This window comes from Brevundimonas sp. CEF1, from assembly GCF_051353055.1.
Lineage (GTDB): Bacteria > Pseudomonadota > Alphaproteobacteria > Caulobacterales > Caulobacteraceae > Brevundimonas.
This window is the reverse complement of sequence record NZ_CP195593.1, coordinates 230,521-245,368: the sequence shown is the minus strand read 5'-3', so window position 1 is coordinate 245,368 and position 14,848 is coordinate 230,521. Positions and strand designations below refer to the sequence as shown.

The following is a 14,848-nucleotide window of genomic DNA, read 5'->3' as shown; positions in this document are numbered from 1 at the left end:
GCGCCCCCTTCCCCCGCGCGCGGCATGGTCTATGTGTGGCCCATGGCCGCCGTAGAGACCCCCGCCGAGACCTTCAAACGTGCATTAGCCAATGCCGCGCGCGCTCTGGCCGAGCAGGCCGAGCTGGAGGTCCATTTCGGCTCGGACGGGCCGAGGCTGTCGAACGGGGTCCTGACCCTGCCCCATCCGCCGCGCGATCCGGGCGCGCCCGAGAGCGCGACCCTGCGCGGTCAGGCGGACCGGCTGGCCCTGCGCCTGGCCAATCATGACGAGAGGCTGAACGCCCGACTGCGACCCGTCGATCAGACGGCGGCAGAGGTCTTCGACGCCGTCGAACAGGCCCGGGTCGAGGCGGTCGGGGCGCGCGAGCTGAAGGGCGTGCGCAACAATCTGAACGCGGCGATGCTGACCCGGCTGGAGAAGTCGGGCGCCCTGCGGGCCGAGGCCGAGCGGGTGCCGGTGGCCGAGGCGGCGGCGCTGCTGGTGCGTGAGCGGCTGACGGGCGAGGCCGCGCCGGACGGCGCCAAGACCATGCTGGACCTGGTGCGCTCCAATCTGGAGCTGAAGGCCGGCGCCGAACTGGACGCCCTGGCCGCTGTGGCCGACGACCAGACGGCGTTCGCGGCGAAACTCAAGGACGTGCTGCGGGCGCTGGACCTCGATCCCGGCGACGGTCAGGCCGAGGACGCCAACGACGAGCAGGGCGAGGACGAGCCCGACCAGTCGCAGCAGGACGCGCCGGACGAGGACGAACAGGAAGAAGAAGACGGCGGCGAAGGCGGCCAGTCGCTGGAAGGCACGGCCGACGACCAGTCCGCCGAGGACGAGCGCCAGACCCGCCCCGACGGCGCCCCGGCCGATCCTGACGGCGAGGCCAGCGACGACGGCCCAGAACTGAACGAAGGCGCCCTGCCCAACCGTCAGGACAGTGTGGACGACGGGCGCGCCGTGGACGCCTACCGCGTCTTCACCAGCGCCTATGACGAGACCATCGGCGCCGAGGAACTGTGCGACCCGATGGAGCTGGACCGCCTGCGGTCCCTGCTGGACGCCCAGTTGGCGACCCTGTCGAGCGTGGTGTCGCGCCTGGCCAACAAGCTGCAGCGCCGCCTGATGGCGCAGCAGAACCGCAGCTGGGCCTTCGACCTTGAAGAAGGCGTGCTGGACACGGCGCGTCTGACCCGCGTCATCACCGATCCGACCAGCCCCCTGTCGTTCAAGATGGAGAGCGAGAGCCCCTTCCGCGACACGGTCGTCACCCTGCTGATCGACAACTCGGGTTCCATGCGCGGACGGCCGATCATGGTGGCGGCGGTCTGCGCCGACATCCTGGCGCGGACGCTGGAGCGGTGCGGGGTCAAGGTCGAGATCCTGGGCTTCACCACCCGCGCCTGGAAGGGCGGACAGTCGCGCGAGGCCTGGATCAGCGCCGGCAAGCCCGCCAACCCCGGCCGCCTGAACGACCTGCGCCACATCATCTACAAGTCCGCCGATGCGCCGTGGCGCCGGGCCAAGAAGAACCTGGGCCTGATGATGCGCGAGGGCCTGCTGAAGGAAAATATCGACGGCGAGGCCCTGACCTGGGCGCACGAGCGACTGCTGGGGCGCACCGAGTCGCGCCAGATCCTGATGGTGATTTCCGACGGCTCGCCGGTCGATGACTCGACCCAATCGGCCAACGCCGCCCTCTATCTGGACAAGCACCTGCGTCAGGTGATCGAGCAGATCGAGACGAAGTCGCCGGTCGAGCTGATCGCCATCGGCATCGGCCACGACGTGACCCGCTGGTATCGCCGCGCCGTGACCATCGTCGACGTCGAGCAATTGGCCGGGGTCATGACCGAGAAGCTGGCCGAGCTGTTCGAGGCCAAGCCCAAGACGGTGGCCCGGTCGGCGAAGAAACGCGCGGCGTGAACCGGCGCATCTATGTCGCGGCCCTGGCGACGCTGACCCTGGCGGCCTGCGCCAGCGCGGTCGTCACCTCGCGCCCCTGGACGCCGACGCCCCAGGCCGATGGTTGGAGCGCGGTCAGCGCCTCGACGCGGACGGTGGGGCTGGGCCTGCCGGGCGCGGCGGTCCTGGCCAAGGGCGTGCGCTACGCCGGGGGCGTGACCCTGCTGGCCGATGCGGGCTCGCCGCTGCACAGCCTGTCCGATCTGAAGCTGACCGGCGACGGCGGCTTCATCGCCGTGTCCGACGTGGGCGATCTGGCGCGCGGAACCCTGGCGCTGGACGGGCGCGGGCGGCTGATCGGGCTGGAGGGCCTGCGCGTGCGCCGCCTGAGCCTGACCGACGGGACGCCGATCAGCCAGAAGGCAGAGGGCGACGCCGAAGGTCTGGCCGTCACCGCCAATGGCGACCTGCTGATCAGTTTCGAGCGCGACCACCGCATCTGGAACTATGGGCCGCTGACGGCGCTGAGGACGCCGCAGGCCGTGCGCCGGCCCGACTTCCCCTTCGCTGAGAACGACGGGATGGAGGGGCTGGCGGCGTCCGGCGACGGCTGGCGCGCAGCCGGCGAATCCGGCGGGGTCTGGGACTGTTCAGCCCTGCGTTGCGCGGTCGTGACCGCCCCGCCCGAAACGCTCCTGAACGACAGCGACTATCGCATCACCGGCATGGACCGCGATCCGGCGGGCGGCTGGTTCGTGGTGCAGCGGTCCTATCGCGCCCCGATCGACGTGCGGGCGCGGGTGCGGCGGATGGCGCAGGACGGGACCCTGGGGCCGGTGCTGGTCGAGCTGAAGCTGCCGGGCACGACGGATAATTTCGAGGGGATCGCGGCGGAGCGGCGCGGCGAGCGGACACGGCTCTACATCCTGTCCGACGACAATTTCAACGCCGTGCAGCGGACCATGATGCTGGCCTTTGACGTGCCTTGATCCTTCTCCCCTTGCGGGAGAAGGTGGCCGAGCAGGGCGAGGTCGGATGAGGGGTTTCTGGCGCGTGGATGACGGGCCGTCTTGCGAGGCTGGCGAGACCCCTCATCCGTCAGCCTTCGGCCGCCACCTTCTCCCGCAAGGGGAGAAGGAAGAAGACGTCAGATCCGTTCGCTGATCTTGATGGCGGCCTTGCAGCCGACCTTGATGACGCTGCTGAGCAGGCGGTAGGCCGGGGCTTCGCGGCTGCCGTGTTCGATGGCGTGGTCGTGGTGGGCCAGTTCCTCTTCGCGGAACTTGGTCAGCTCGGCGGCCAGCTCGGGGTCACGCTCGCGGACCTCCTCGATCTGGTCGGCGTAGTGTTTCTCGATGACGCTCTCGACCGCCTCGGTGCAGGCGTGGGCGGCCTTTTCCGAGATCAGGGCGGTGCCGGCGCCCAGGGCCGTGGCGGCCAGTTTCCACAGGGGGATCATGGCCGTGGGGCGGACGCGGTTTTCCGTCAGCAGGGCCTCGAAGCGGGCCAGGTGGACGGCCTCGTGGCCCTCCATCTCGGTCAGGTCGGCGGCGATGGCGGCCTTGCCCTTGCGGCCCTCCAGCACGGCGCGCTGGGCGCGGTAGATGTGGACGGCCGCGAACTCGCCCGCGTGATCGACGCGCAGCATCTCAGCCATGCGGGCGCGGGTCTGGCCCACGCCGGGACGCGGCAAGGGGATGCGGCGGGCGGCGGCGACGGTGTCGGATGCCTCGGTCATGATCGCCTTCTTACGCTCTTGGCGCGCGCGCGTCCTTGGGACGTTTCGCCGCCAGCAGGCTGAAGATCGCCAAGGCCAGCGAGATGAGGAAGTTCCAGCCCGCCATCGAGACCCCGAGCATGCTCCAGGCCACGTCGCCGCAACCGACGATGGGTTTGATCTCGGCCGTGCCGTCGGCCAGGGCGTTCAGGGCGCTGAAGTCGATGGCGGTCGAGGGCGCGGCCGAACAGGTGGCCGGCAGGGCCCACCAATGCAGTTCGCCGCCCGCGTGGAAGCCCGCCGTGATCGCCCCCGTGAAGAAGACGGCGGCCAGCAGGAAGGAGGCGATGCGCGGCGTGCCGCGGCTGGCGCGGCTGAAGACGGCCCAGAAGGTGGCGGCCCCGGCGATGGCCACGGCGGCCCAATAGACCTCGCGCTGCTTGAGGCAGAGGTTGCAGGGCGGCAGGCCGCCGAACCGCTCGAAGGCGTGAGCTGCGCCCAGCATGGCCAGAGAGGCCGCCAGCGCAAAGGCGGTCCACCAGCGGGTCAGAAGTTGATACAGGCGCGTCATGGCGCCTTTCTTAGCCGCAGCCGAGGCCCGCGTCGATCAGTGTCCGATCAGCTTGACCGCAAAGACGGCGCCGACCAGCAGGACGAGGAAAAGCACGGTGAAAAGCGCCAGTCTTTTCTCGATGATCGCCAGCATGGGCTCGCCCCAGCGCTTGAGCACAAAGGCCACCAGGAAGAAGCGGGCGCCGCGCGTGACGACGCACAGGGCCACGAACAGGGCCAGGTTGAACTGGAAGATGCCCGAGGCGATGGTGATCAGCTTGAACGGGATCGGCGTCAGCCCCTTGATCAGGATGACCCAGGCGCCGTGCTGCTGGAACAGGGCCTTGGACGCCTCGAAGGTGTCGGCCTTGCCCAGGACGGACAGCATCCACATGCCGACCGGCTCCAGGAAATAGCCGATGGCGTAGCCCAGCAGGCCGCCCAGGACCGAGGCGACAGTGCAGACCGTGGCGTAGAAGTAGGCGCGCTCGGGCTTGGCCAGCACCATGGGCGCCAGCATGACGTCCGGCGGAATGGGGAAGAAGGAGCTCTCCGCGAAGGAGACCACGGCCAGCGAGCGGGTCGCGTGACGGTGGCGGGCCAGAGAGAAGACCCAGTCATAGAGCTTGCGAAGCATACAGGCGTCCCGGTTGAGCCTGCGGCTCTAGCAGGCCCGGCGGGCGGGCGCATCCGTTGATCAGCGGCTGCGACACCGCAACGTGTCCTGTTTCGATGCAGCTCCGCCTTGCGCCCGACCGGGGCCGCCCATTAGGTTCCGCCCCAATCGGCGGCAGCAGCCGCCACAAAATACAGTGAGAGGAGACGCGTCATGCAGGACGCCGCCGCCAAACTCGACCAGGAAAACCCGCTGGGCGTGGACGGTTTCGAATTCGTCGAATTCACCGGCCCGGAGCCGGAATCCATGATCGCCCGGCTGGAGCTGATGGGCTTCACCCCGACCCATGTGAACCCGACCACGGACGCGGTGCGCCTGAAGCAGGGCGACATCACCATGCTGGTCAACCGCTCGCCCAAGGGCCAGGCGGCGGACTTCGCCAGGGACCACGGCCCCTCGGCCAACGGCATGGCCTTCCGCGTCGCCGACGCCAAGGCCGCCTATGAGGGCGCGCTGGAACGCGGCGCGGTCAAGGCCGAGGGCGTGAACGGCGGCGCTCTGGGGAACGACTATCCCTATATCCTGCAGGGCATCGGCGGTTCGCTGCTCTACGTCATCGACCAGTATGGCGAGCACGGCTCGCTGTATGAGGCCTGGGACGAGATCGAGGGCTGGGAAGAGGCCGAGCGTAAGAACTCCATGGGTCTGGAGATCCTCGACCACCTGACCCACAACGTGCGTCGCGGCGAGATGCGCACCTGGTCGGGCTTCTATGGTTCGGTGTTCAACTTCGAAGAGCAGAAGTATTTCGACATCAAGGGCAAGGCGACCGGCCTGTTCTCGCAGGCCATGATCGCGCCCGACCGCGCCATCCGCATTCCGCTGAACGAGAGCCAGGACGACAACTCGCAGATCGAGGAGTTCCTGCGTCGCTACAACGGCGAGGGCATCCAGCACATCGCCCTGACCACCGAGAACATCTTCGAGACGGTCGAGGCCATGAAGGCGCGCGGCGTGGACTTCCAGGACACGATCGAGACCTATTTCGAACTGATCGACAAGCGCCTGCCCAACCACGGCGAGGACGTGGAGCGGATGCGCAAGAACCGCATCCTGATCGACGGTTCGGACGAGGAAGGCCTGCTGCTGCAGATCTTCACCCAGGACACCTTCGGCCCGATCTTCTTCGAGATCATCCAGCGCAAGGGCAACGAGGGCTTCGGCAACGGCAATTTCCAGGCCCTGTTCGACTCGATCGAGTTGGACCAGATCCGTCGCGGCGTCATCAAGGTCGACGCCTGAATGAAGATGCGGCCGCCGCACTGGCTGCCCTGGCTCGGTCCGCTTGTCGCGGCCGGAGCCGGGGCGCTGGCCGGGGAATACTGGCTGGGGGGAGGCTTCTGGATGGTGCTGTTGGCGGCGCTGGTCTGCGGCTTCGCCCCCATCCTGGGCTACCGCGTCTGGAAGCGACTGCACCACCGCTGACGAGCCCGAGGACAGGCTTCGCGGTGGAGGGGGCGGCGCGAGCCTTCACCGCCGGAGTCGCCCCCTCCGTCACGGCCGCTTGCGCGACCGCGCCACCTCCCCACAGAGTGGGGAGGAAAGTCCTGAGGGGAAACCGCCGATGAAATCCGTCCTGACCGCCGCAGCCGTCCTGACCCTGCTGGCGTCGCCCGCGCTTGCGCAGGAGGCGCCGACCTGGTCCCTGGCCATTCACGGCGGGGCGGGCGTGATCGAGCGCGCCAGCCTGAGCCCGGAGCGCGACGCGGCCTATCGCGCCGGTCTGCAGGCGGCGCTGGACGCCGGCTCGGCGGTGCTGGCGCGCGGCGGCTCGTCGCTCGACGCGGTCCAGGCGGCGGTTCAAACCATGGAGGACAACCCCCTGTTCAACGCCGGACGCGGGGCCGTCTTCACCGCCGCCGGCAAGAACGAACTGGACGCCGCCGTGATGAACGGGTCCGACCTGACGGCGGGGGCCGTGGCCGGCCTGACCCGCACCCGCCACCCGATCGCAGCGGCGCGGGCGGTGATGGAGCGCTCGCCCCACGTCATGCTGATCGGCGAAGGCGCCGAAACCTTCGCCGCCTCGGTCGGTCTGGAACAGGTGGAGCCGGGCTTCTTCTTCACCGAAAGCCGCTGGCAGGCCCTGCTGAAATCTCTGCGCGACAAGGGTCTGCCCCTGCCCCCGCGCCCGCAAGGCGCCCCGCCGGAGCCGGCGACCCTGGCTCGGCCGGTTCCTCTGGCCTCGCTCAACGAAGCCCCGCTGGACGAGCGCAAGTTCGGCACGGTCGGCGCCGTGGCCCTGGACAGCCAGGGGCGTCTGGCCGCCGCCACCTCGACCGGCGGCATGACCGCCAAGCAATGGGGCCGCGTCGGCGACGTGCCGGTCATCGGCGCCGGCACCTACGCCTCCAACGCCGACGGCTGCGCCGTCTCGGCCACCGGATCGGGCGAGTACTTCATCCGCGCCACCGTGGCCCGCGACATCTGCCAGCGCACGGCCGAGGGCATGGCGGTCAAGCCCGCCGCCGACGCCGAGATCGCCGAGGTCGGCGCTATCGGCGGCGAGGGCGGGGTCATCGTCATGGGCAAGGAGGGAACCGTCGCCTTCTCGATGAACACCTCGGGCATGTATCGCGGCGAGGCCGGTTCGGGCCGCGCCTCGCGCGTCGCCATCTACGCCGACGAAGAAACCCCGCGATGACCGGGCAGGTCGTCGATCTGAAACAGAAGTTCGGCGGCTTTTCCGACCACTGGCGGCCGCGCGTCGCGGCGCAGTTGAACGGGCAGGACGTGCGACTGGTCAAGGTCCAGGGGGTCTTCCCCTGGCACAGCCACGCCGACGCCGAGGAGATGTTCCTGGTCTGGAAGGGCCGCTTTCGCGTCGAGTTCCGCGACCGCATCGAGACCCTGGAGCCCGGCCAGTTCATCGTCGTGCCGCGCGGCGTCGAACACCGCACCGCCGCCGACGAGGAGGCCGAGGTGATGATCTTCGAGCCCTCGGAAGTGATCAACACCGGCGACGCCCCGACCTCGGAATTCACCGCGCCTTCCGGCCAGACGATTTGATCCAGACCCTATGAGCACCCGCGACCACCCCGGCGTCATCGCCCCGCCGCCGCTGATCTATCTCGGCTTCCTGCTGGCCGGATGGGGGCTGGAGCAGTTCGCCGTTCACATGATTTCGCTCGGCATGGGGTTCAGCCTCGATGTCGATCTGCGGCGCGGCCTGGCCTTTGTTCTGGTGATCGGCGGCCTGCTGCTGGACGGGATCGCGGCGGGGACCTTCCGCCGTCTGGGCACCCCGCCCGAGCCGTGGAAGCCGACGACGGCCCTGGCGACCGGCGGCCTCTATCGCTACAGCCGCAACCCCATCTATGTCGGCTTCGCCGTCACCTACGCCGGCTTCGCCCTGGCCATGGACAGCCCGGTCGCCCTGGCCCTTCTGGCGCCCTGCCTGATCGTGATCGACCGTTTCGTCATCGCCCGCGAAGAAGCCTATCTGAGCGCCAAGTTCGGCGCCGAATATCAAGCCTACAAAGGAAAGGTCCGCCGATGGCTGTGACCCCGAACCGCCCCGCCCCGCACGCCGACGAACTGTCGGAAATGGCCATCGAGGAGTTGGACGCCGCCTGCGGCCTGCTGTGGGTCGAGATGAAAGCCGTCACGCCCTGGGGCGATACCTATGAAGGCACGGCCCCGTCCGGCCGGGCGGTCGAGATCGAGCGCCGCTACCTGTGGGCGCACGAGCCCGCGGGGGCCATCGCCGTCGAGGTCGAGGTGCGCGACCCGGCCCTGCGCACCGGGGCCGAGGCCCGCGCCGTGATCTCGCCCCCAAACAGTTGATCGAACTGCGGCTTTTCGGCCGCCGTCGCCGCTTCCCAACCGCCTCGCCTCGGACTAGCTTCGCCTCATGAAACTCGCCTCGCTCAAGCACGGCCGTGACGGCCGCCTCGTCGTCGTCTCCAATGACCTGAACTGGTTCACGGACGCCTTCCTGATCGCCCCGACGCTGCAGGCGGCGCTGGATGACTGGGACCGCTGCGAACCCCTGCTGCGCGCCCTGGCCGAGAGCCTGGAGCATGAAGCCGTGCCGCGCGGCCGCTTCCACGAGCGCGACGCCGCCGCCCCCCTGCCCCGCGCCTATCAATGGGCCGACGGCTCGGCCTATGTGAACCACGTCGAACTGGTCCGCAAAGCCCGCAACGCCGAGATGCCGGCCACCTTCTGGACCGATCCCCTGATGTATCAGGGCGGCTCCGACCACTTCATGGGTCCGCGCGACGCCATCCCGCTGAAGGATGAGGCCTGGGGCTGCGACCTGGAGGCCGAGATCGTGGTCGTGACCGGCGACGTAGCCCTGGGCGCCAGCCGCGACGAGGCCCTGGCCGCGATCCGTCTGGTCGGTCTGGTCAACGACGTCTCGCTTCGCAACCTGATCCCCGGCGAACTGGCCAAGGGCTTCGGCTTCGTCCAGTCCAAGCCGGCCAGCGCCCTGTCGCCCGTCTTTGTCACGCCCGATGCGCTCGGCGACCGCTGGAAGGACGGCAAGCTGTCCGGCGCCCTGTCGGTGCAGCTGAACGGCCAGGACTTCGGTCAGGCCGACGCGGGCGTGGACATGACCTTCGACTTCGGCGTGCTGATCGCCCACCTGGCCAAGACCCGCTCGCTCATCGCAGGCTCGATCATCGGTTCGGGCACCGTGTCGAACAAGGACGCCGACGGCGGTCCGGGCAAGCCGGTGGCCGACGGCGGTCTGGGCTATTCCTGCATCGCCGAGGTCCGCACGGTGGAGACCATCCTGACCGGCGAGGCGAAGACGCCCTTCCTCAAGCACGGCGACACCGTCCGCATCGAGATGCTGGACGACAAGCATCACACCCTCTTCGGCGCCATCGAACAGACGGTGCAGCCGGCCTGATCTCCGCTTTTCGAGCGCCGTTCGTCGGGTTAGGCTGACGGCGTTCGGAGGGGGAGTTCGACATGTCGCCGCAAACCATGGGCCCGCTGATCGGCATCGGCGTGGCCTTGTCTATCATCCTGCTGCGCAACCGGCGCAAACGGACCCTGCGGCCGCATCTGTTGTGGGTCATGCCCCTGCTGGTCACCGTGGCGATCGGCTTCGGTCTGTGGGCCAATACCCAGCATCCGCATTTCGGCCCCCTGGCCTGGATCGCCTTCGTGGTCGCCCTGGCCCTGGGCTGCGCCGCCGGATGGCAGCGCGGCAAGACCATCACCATCGAGAAGGAGCCGGACGGCGCGCTGAAGGCCCAGGCCTCGCCGCTCGGACTGATCCTGATCGTCGGCCTGTTCGCGGCGCGTGCGGGCCTGCGCGAGGTGATGGAGGCCAACGCCGCGGCCTGGCATCTGGACGCCGTAGTCGTCACCGACGCCTTCATGCTGTTCGCCGTCGGCATGATCGTCACCCAGCGCATCGAGCTCTACATCCGCGCCCGTCGCATCCTGGCCGGCGGAACCGACAGCCATGTCGAGGCAGCGGCATGAAACACGCCCTGACCCTGATCGCCATGCTGGGGTTCGCCTGGCCCGCCCATGCTCAAACCGGAACCGACGACTGGGATATGAATCGTGATCCAGCCCAGAAGCTGGTCATGGCCTATACGGCGTTCGACAATGGCCTCGGCATAGGCGCGCGCTGCTCAAACGGGTCGTTTCAGGTCCTGATCAGCGGCCTGCCGCCTGCGACAGGGGCGACGCGCAACCTGGGGATCGCTCTGCAGGACGCCGAGGTCGCCGACCAGCGCTGGAACATCGCGGAAAACCCCACCGTGGCCATCAGCGACATGCCCAGCCCCCTGGCCCGTCAAATGCGCAAGGGCGGCAGCATGCAGGTCGTCGTGCCTGCCGCCGAAGGCGATCAGAGATTGCGCTATGTCCTGGATCTGCCCGCCTCCAGCACAGCGATCGATGAGGTTCTGCAAGCCTGCGACCGCCCGCTCGTCGACGCCCGCGACGCCGAGTTGGAAGCCCTGCAGGCCGATGGCCTGCCCCTGAATCTCGAATGGGCGCGTCCGCCCCGCCCCAACTATCCAGAAGGCAAGACCTACACTCGCGGCTTCGCCACCATAACCTGCCTCACACGCTCCGACGGCGGCGTGCGCGATTGCGTGGTGGAGACGGAGCATCCGATCGACGGCGGCTTTGGCGAGGCCGCCATCGACGCCACTCGCCGGGCGCGTCTCCGCTCCAAGGATGGCGGCGAAGTTCTGCCAGGCATGATCGGTTTCCGCACCAACTTCCTGATGGAAACAGCGCCAGTCACAGGACGGCGTCTGAGGCCGAATTAATCGACGGGGCGGCGATTGACCCGGCGAATTCCGCCGCTAGATTGCGCGCCTCCCAGACCTGTGCCGGTGTGGTGGAATTGGTAGACGCGCTGGATTCAAAATCCTGTTCCGAGAGGAGTGCCGGTTCGAGCCCGGCCACCGGCACCACGTCTGGATGAGCGCCCGAGCGGCGCCGTCCTTCCTTCCCGACCGACATCCTCATCGACCGGAACGCAGCCTTAGCCGTTCTGGCGCATTCCGCTTGGCGAGGAGGGATGTCGCGCGCCCGGACATGGGGCGAAACAATGAATGAGCTCGATCGGACTTGATTAAGCGGACACAAGTGTCCACTTGGCGATCTTCATGACCCGTCCCCTGCGAAAAGACGCCGCCGAACGCCGCGAGGCCCTGCTGAAGGCCGCCGCCGAAGCCTTTGCGCGCGACGGTCTGGACACGCCCCTGCACGTCATCGCCGAGCGCGCGGGCGTGGGACGAGCCACCCTCTATCGCAACTTCGCCGACCGGTCGGAACTGGCCGTGGCCGTCTTCGTCGGACAGATCGACGACCTGCATGAGCGCACCCAGGCACGGCTGGACGACCCCGAGGTCTTCCTGTGGTTCCTCGGCCAGATGGTCGAACTGATGATCCAGAGCGCGGGCCTGGCCGGCGCCATCCGCGACCTGAAGGACGAGGCCCTGGCCCCGATCCGCCACGGCCTGAAGCGGGCGGGCGCCGAGGCCCTGGCGGTATCCCAGGCGGCGGGTCGGGTGCGGCCCGACCTGAGCGTCGAGGACACCCGCGTCCTGGCCCTGATGCTGGGGGCGCCGTCTCGCACGGTGGGAGCGGCGGACCGGGATCAGTTGAGCCGCCGCACGCTGGAGCTGGTGCTGGACGCGGTCAAGCCTCAGGGACGCGCCGCATGAGCCGCCGCAACTGGGACCTGCCCTGGGACGACTATCTGGCGACGCTGAAGCCGCACGAGCGTCCGGCCCTGCCCGGTTCGCCCGCCACGCCGGACCACTCGACGCCCTGGCGTCTGGCCTACGCCGCCGTAGGGATTCTCGTGGCCCTGACCGGCAGCCTGGGCAATGCGGCGGTGACGGCCAATATCCCCATGCTGGCGGGGTCGCTGGGCGTGACCACGACCGAGGCCGCCTGGCTGCCGGTCGTCTTCGTCATGACCAACGCCTGCATGAACCTGCTGCTGGTCAAGTTCCGGATGCAGTACGGGCTGCGGCTGTTCACCGAAATCATCCTGATGGTCTTCCTGGCGACGGCGGCGGCCCACCTGTTTCTGGAGGACTACGGCTCGACCCTGGTGGTGCGCGGCATCGCCGGGATGGCGGCGGCGGGCATGTCGACCCTCGGCATCCTCTACATCATCCAGGCCTTCCCGGCGCAGCACCGGCTGAAGGGCATCATCATCGGCGTCGGTCTGTCCAGCCTGGCCATCCCTCTGGCGCGGTTGGGGGTCGGCCATCTGATCGACCATGACCTGTGGCGGGCGGTCTATATGTTCGACCTGGGCCTGGTGCTGGTCGCCCTGCCCGCCGTCTTCGCCCTGAAGATGCCGCCGTCGCAGCGGGTCAAGACCTTCGAAAAGCTGGACTTCGTCACCTTCGCCCTGTTCGCGCCGGGGATCGCCCTGCTGACCGCTGTCCTGGGGCTGGGCCGGATCGTCTGGTGGACCGAGGCGCCCTGGATCGGCTGGGCCCTGATCGGCGCCCTGGTGCTGCTGACCGCCGCCGTGGTGATCGAATACAATCGCACCAACCCTCTGATCGACCTGAAATGGCTGGCCGGCCGCGATCTGATCCGACTGGTCCTGGCCATCGTCCTGGTGCGGATCGTCCTGTCGGAGCAGACGACCGGCGCGGTCGGCTTCCTGCAGCAGATGGGCCTGGTCAACGAGCAGATGCACGGCCTGTTCTGGGTCATGCTGTTCGCCACGGCGACGGGGACGCTGACCAGCGCCCTGACCCTGAACCCGACCAAGCTGTGGGCGCCCATCTCGGTCGCCCTCGGTCTCATAGCGGTGGGGGCCTATATGGACAGCCACGCAACGGTGCTGACGCGCCCGGCCGAGCTCTATGTCAGCCAGGCCCTGCTGGCCTTCGCCGCCGCCTTCTTCATCGGCCCGACCATGATCATCGGCTTCGGCAAGGTCTTGCAGGGCGGGGGCAAGAACCTGATCAGCTTCATCGTCGTCTTTTCCATCGGCCAGAACATCGGCGGCCTGATGGGCTCGGCCCTGATCGGCACCCTCCAGACGATCCGCGAGAAGTATCATTCCAACCAGTTGGCCGAGCACATCGACCTGGGCGATCCCGAGGTGGTGCTGCGGCTGCAACAGCTGGGCGGGGCCTATGCCCACACCATAGGCGACGCGGCCCAGAGACAGGGCGCGGCGCTACGTCTATTGCAGCAGCAGGTCAGCCAGCAGGCCCAGGTCCTGGCCTATAACGACGTCTTCCTGCTGATCTCGGGCGCCGCCGCCGTGGGCGCCGTCTGGGTCGCCGTCAACCATTTCCGCCCCCGTATCGAGGCGCGCCGCGCCGCCAACCGCGAGGCGGCGCAAGCCGCCGCAGCCGCCGCTGTCGAATGACCCGGACCCGACCATGACCGACGCCACTCCCGCCCCTGCGCCCGCTCAAGCTCCCGCTCCGGCCGCCCCGCCGCCCGCGCCCGCCGCCCTGCCGCCGTCCAGGAGCCGCCGCGTCATGATCAGCGTGGTGCTGAGCCTGATCGCCCTGGTCGGGGTCGGACTGATCCTGCACGCCTGGCGCCTGCCGCCCTTCGACGGCGGCCCGCAGACCACCGACAACGCCTATGTGCGCGGCCAGGTCACGGTCATCAGCCCCCAGGTCAGCGGCTATGTGACCTCGGTCGAGGTGCAGGACTTCCAGACGGTCCAGCAGGGCCAGTTGCTGGCGACCATCGACGACCGCATCTATCGCCAGCGGCTGGATCAGGCCAAGGCGGCCCTGCATTCGGCCGAGGCGGCCCTGGCCAACTCGGCCCAGAGCCAGGCCTCGGCACGCGGCTCGGTCGCCCAGTCCCGCGCCTCCATCGCCGGGGCCGAGTCCGCCGTGACCAAGGCCCGCGCCGACGCCCAGCGCGTCCGCACCCTGTTTGCTGGCGGCTGGGTGGCCCAGGCCCAGGTGGACACGGCCCAGAACGCCCTGCGCGCCGCCGAGGCTCAACTGGCCGCCGCCCGCGCCGCCGAGGGCGTGGCCCAGACCGGCGTCACCTCGGCCGTGGTCAGCCGCGGCTCGCTGGAAGCCGCCGTCGAGAACGCCCAGGCCCAGGTGCGCCTGGCCCAGATCGACCTGGACAATACCCGCATCGCCGCCCCGCGCGCCGGGCGCCTGGGCGAAGTCAGCGTCCGCGTCGGACAGCAGGTCGCGGTCGGCACGCAACTGACCGCCCTGGTCCCCGACGTGGTCTGGGTCACGGCCAATATGAAGGAGACGCAGATGCGCGACGTCCGCGTCGGCCAGCCTGTCGAGATCACCGTCGACGCCCTGGGCGGTCAGAAGCTGAAGGGCAGGGTCGAGCGCATCTCGCCCGCCGCCGGGTCCGAGTTCAGCGTCATCCGTCCCGACAACGCCACCGGCAACTTCACCAAGGTGGCCCAGCGCATCCCGGTCCGCATCGCCGTCGATCCGGGTCAGGAGGCCGCCGCCCGCCTGGCCCCCGGCATGTCGGTGACGGCGCGGATCGACGTAGCCGACGCGCGCTGAACCGCGCCGACGCGAAAACTTCATCCAGCTTGAGGGTTG

17 protein-coding genes and 1 tRNA gene are annotated in these 14,848 nt (G+C 69.0%); 15 read left to right on the top strand and 3 right to left on the bottom strand.

What is annotated here, in order from left to right; all coding sequences use genetic code 11:
* Nucleotides 1-42 precede the first annotated feature (42 nt).
* Complete coding sequence (gene cobT, locus ACR9FL_RS01250; RefSeq protein WP_436356801.1) at nucleotides 43-1,914, top strand: cobaltochelatase subunit CobT; 1,872 nt, start codon at nucleotides 43-45, stop codon at nucleotides 1,912-1,914.
* The gene (locus tag ACR9FL_RS01245) at nucleotides 1,911-2,882 is read left to right on the top strand and encodes an esterase-like activity of phytase family protein (RefSeq protein ID WP_436356800.1); all 972 of its coding nucleotides are present in this window, start codon (nucleotides 1,911-1,913) and stop codon (nucleotides 2,880-2,882) included. The genes cobT and ACR9FL_RS01245 overlap by 4 nt, the downstream gene beginning before the upstream one ends.
* Nucleotides 2,883-3,040: 158 nt before the next feature.
* On the opposite strand, the gene ACR9FL_RS01240 is transcribed toward ACR9FL_RS01245, so the two are convergent.
* The 3 genes from ACR9FL_RS01240 to ACR9FL_RS01230 are packed head-to-tail and all read right to left on the bottom strand — an operon-like array spanning nucleotide 3,041 to nucleotide 4,799.
* Complete coding sequence (locus tag ACR9FL_RS01240) at nucleotides 3,041-3,631, bottom strand: demethoxyubiquinone hydroxylase family protein (protein WP_296175903.1); 591 nt, start codon at nucleotides 3,629-3,631, stop codon at nucleotides 3,041-3,043.
* A gap of 10 nt (nucleotides 3,632-3,641) precedes the next feature.
* Nucleotides 3,642-4,181 (bottom strand): disulfide bond formation protein B, encoded by a 540-nt coding sequence (locus ACR9FL_RS01235; protein ID WP_296175905.1) that lies wholly within the window; start codon nucleotides 4,179-4,181, stop codon nucleotides 3,642-3,644.
* Between the two features lie 36 nt (nucleotides 4,182-4,217).
* The gene (locus ACR9FL_RS01230) at nucleotides 4,218-4,799 is read right to left on the bottom strand and encodes a YqaA family protein (protein WP_296175907.1); all 582 of its coding nucleotides are present in this window, start codon (nucleotides 4,797-4,799) and stop codon (nucleotides 4,218-4,220) included.
* Nucleotides 4,800-4,991: 192 nt separating this feature from the next.
* On the opposite strand from ACR9FL_RS01230, the gene hppD reads away from it, so the two are divergent.
* The 13 genes from hppD (at nucleotide 4,992) to ACR9FL_RS01165 (ending at nucleotide 14,809) form a co-directional block, all read left to right on the top strand.
* Nucleotides 4,992-6,080, top strand: a complete 1,089-nt coding sequence (gene hppD / locus ACR9FL_RS01225) for a 4-hydroxyphenylpyruvate dioxygenase (protein ID WP_436356799.1) — start codon at nucleotides 4,992-4,994, stop codon at nucleotides 6,078-6,080.
* A complete protein-coding gene (locus tag ACR9FL_RS01220; RefSeq protein WP_296175909.1) occupies nucleotides 6,081-6,263 on the top strand; it encodes a hypothetical protein in 183 nt (60 codons plus the stop codon). It begins immediately after the preceding gene.
* Nucleotides 6,264-6,402: 139 nt separating this feature from the next.
* Nucleotides 6,403-7,482 carry an isoaspartyl peptidase/L-asparaginase family protein gene (locus ACR9FL_RS01215; RefSeq protein ID WP_436356798.1) on the top strand — a complete coding sequence of 360 codons (1,080 nt, stop codon included), beginning with the start codon at nucleotides 6,403-6,405 and terminating at the stop codon, nucleotides 7,480-7,482.
* Nucleotides 7,479-7,847 carry a cupin domain-containing protein gene (locus ACR9FL_RS01210; RefSeq protein ID WP_436356797.1) on the top strand — a complete coding sequence of 123 codons (369 nt, stop codon included), beginning with the start codon at nucleotides 7,479-7,481 and terminating at the stop codon, nucleotides 7,845-7,847. Before ACR9FL_RS01215 ends, ACR9FL_RS01210 begins: the two co-directional genes overlap by 4 nt.
* 10 nt (nucleotides 7,848-7,857) lie before the next feature.
* Nucleotides 7,858-8,343 (top strand): methyltransferase family protein, encoded by a 486-nt coding sequence (locus ACR9FL_RS01205; RefSeq protein WP_436356796.1) that lies wholly within the window; start codon nucleotides 7,858-7,860, stop codon nucleotides 8,341-8,343.
* On the top strand, nucleotides 8,334-8,624 hold the full coding sequence (locus tag ACR9FL_RS01200; protein ID WP_296175913.1) for a hypothetical protein: 291 nt from the start codon (nucleotides 8,334-8,336) through the stop codon (nucleotides 8,622-8,624). The genes ACR9FL_RS01205 and ACR9FL_RS01200 overlap by 10 nt, the downstream gene beginning before the upstream one ends.
* 67 nt (nucleotides 8,625-8,691) lie before the next feature.
* Nucleotides 8,692-9,699, top strand: coding sequence for a fumarylacetoacetate hydrolase family protein (locus ACR9FL_RS01195; protein ID WP_296175914.1), 1,008 nt, complete (start codon nucleotides 8,692-8,694; stop codon nucleotides 9,697-9,699).
* 62 nt (nucleotides 9,700-9,761) lie between these two features.
* Nucleotides 9,762-10,283, top strand: a complete 522-nt coding sequence (locus ACR9FL_RS01190; RefSeq protein ID WP_436356795.1) for a CcdC protein domain-containing protein — start codon at nucleotides 9,762-9,764, stop codon at nucleotides 10,281-10,283.
* The gene (locus ACR9FL_RS01185; protein ID WP_296175917.1) at nucleotides 10,280-11,086 is read left to right on the top strand and encodes a hypothetical protein; all 807 of its coding nucleotides are present in this window, start codon (nucleotides 10,280-10,282) and stop codon (nucleotides 11,084-11,086) included. The genes ACR9FL_RS01190 and ACR9FL_RS01185 overlap by 4 nt, the downstream gene beginning before the upstream one ends.
* Before the next feature lie 62 nt (nucleotides 11,087-11,148).
* Nucleotides 11,149-11,233, top strand: a tRNA-Leu gene (locus ACR9FL_RS01180).
* A 195-nt stretch (nucleotides 11,234-11,428) separates the two neighbouring features.
* On the top strand, nucleotides 11,429-11,989 hold the full coding sequence (locus ACR9FL_RS01175) for a TetR/AcrR family transcriptional regulator (protein ID WP_436356794.1): 561 nt from the start codon (nucleotides 11,429-11,431) through the stop codon (nucleotides 11,987-11,989).
* On the top strand, nucleotides 11,986-13,671 hold the full coding sequence (locus ACR9FL_RS01170) for an MFS transporter (protein WP_436356793.1): 1,686 nt from the start codon (nucleotides 11,986-11,988) through the stop codon (nucleotides 13,669-13,671). Before ACR9FL_RS01175 ends, ACR9FL_RS01170 begins: the two co-directional genes overlap by 4 nt.
* Before the next feature lie 13 nt (nucleotides 13,672-13,684).
* Nucleotides 13,685-14,809 (top strand): HlyD family secretion protein, encoded by a 1,125-nt coding sequence (locus tag ACR9FL_RS01165; protein ID WP_436356792.1) that lies wholly within the window; start codon nucleotides 13,685-13,687, stop codon nucleotides 14,807-14,809.
* Nucleotides 14,810-14,848: the final 39 nt, after the last annotated feature.

What these genes read in the sequence shown, in the direction of transcription:
- cobT (WP_436356801.1), top strand. Translation starts at nt 43, where the DNA reads ATGGCCGCCGTAGAGACCCCCGCCGAGACCTTCAAACGTGCATTAGCC.
- ACR9FL_RS01230 (WP_296175907.1), bottom strand. Translation starts at nt 4,799, where the DNA reads ATGCTTCGCAAGCTCTATGACTGGGTCTTCTCTCTGGCCCGCCACCGT.
- ACR9FL_RS01190 (WP_436356795.1), top strand. Translation starts at nt 9,762, where the DNA reads ATGTCGCCGCAAACCATGGGCCCGCTGATCGGCATCGGCGTGGCCTTG.
- hppD (WP_436356799.1), top strand. Translation starts at nt 4,992, where the DNA reads ATGCAGGACGCCGCCGCCAAACTCGACCAGGAAAACCCGCTGGGCGTG.
- ACR9FL_RS01215 (WP_436356798.1), top strand. Translation starts at nt 6,403, where the DNA reads ATGAAATCCGTCCTGACCGCCGCAGCCGTCCTGACCCTGCTGGCGTCG.
- ACR9FL_RS01235 (WP_296175905.1), bottom strand. Translation starts at nt 4,181, where the DNA reads ATGACGCGCCTGTATCAACTTCTGACCCGCTGGTGGACCGCCTTTGCG.
- ACR9FL_RS01185 (WP_296175917.1), top strand. Translation starts at nt 10,280, where the DNA reads ATGAAACACGCCCTGACCCTGATCGCCATGCTGGGGTTCGCCTGGCCC.
- ACR9FL_RS01165 (WP_436356792.1), top strand. Translation starts at nt 13,685, where the DNA reads ATGACCGACGCCACTCCCGCCCCTGCGCCCGCTCAAGCTCCCGCTCCG.
- ACR9FL_RS01175 (WP_436356794.1), top strand. Translation starts at nt 11,429, where the DNA reads ATGACCCGTCCCCTGCGAAAAGACGCCGCCGAACGCCGCGAGGCCCTG.
- ACR9FL_RS01200 (WP_296175913.1), top strand. Translation starts at nt 8,334, where the DNA reads ATGGCTGTGACCCCGAACCGCCCCGCCCCGCACGCCGACGAACTGTCG.
- ACR9FL_RS01240 (WP_296175903.1), bottom strand. Translation starts at nt 3,631, where the DNA reads ATGACCGAGGCATCCGACACCGTCGCCGCCGCCCGCCGCATCCCCTTG.
- ACR9FL_RS01195 (WP_296175914.1), top strand. Translation starts at nt 8,692, where the DNA reads ATGAAACTCGCCTCGCTCAAGCACGGCCGTGACGGCCGCCTCGTCGTC.
- ACR9FL_RS01170 (WP_436356793.1), top strand. Translation starts at nt 11,986, where the DNA reads ATGAGCCGCCGCAACTGGGACCTGCCCTGGGACGACTATCTGGCGACG.
- ACR9FL_RS01220 (WP_296175909.1), top strand. Translation starts at nt 6,081, where the DNA reads ATGAAGATGCGGCCGCCGCACTGGCTGCCCTGGCTCGGTCCGCTTGTC.
- ACR9FL_RS01210 (WP_436356797.1), top strand. Translation starts at nt 7,479, where the DNA reads ATGACCGGGCAGGTCGTCGATCTGAAACAGAAGTTCGGCGGCTTTTCC.
- ACR9FL_RS01205 (WP_436356796.1), top strand. Translation starts at nt 7,858, where the DNA reads ATGAGCACCCGCGACCACCCCGGCGTCATCGCCCCGCCGCCGCTGATC.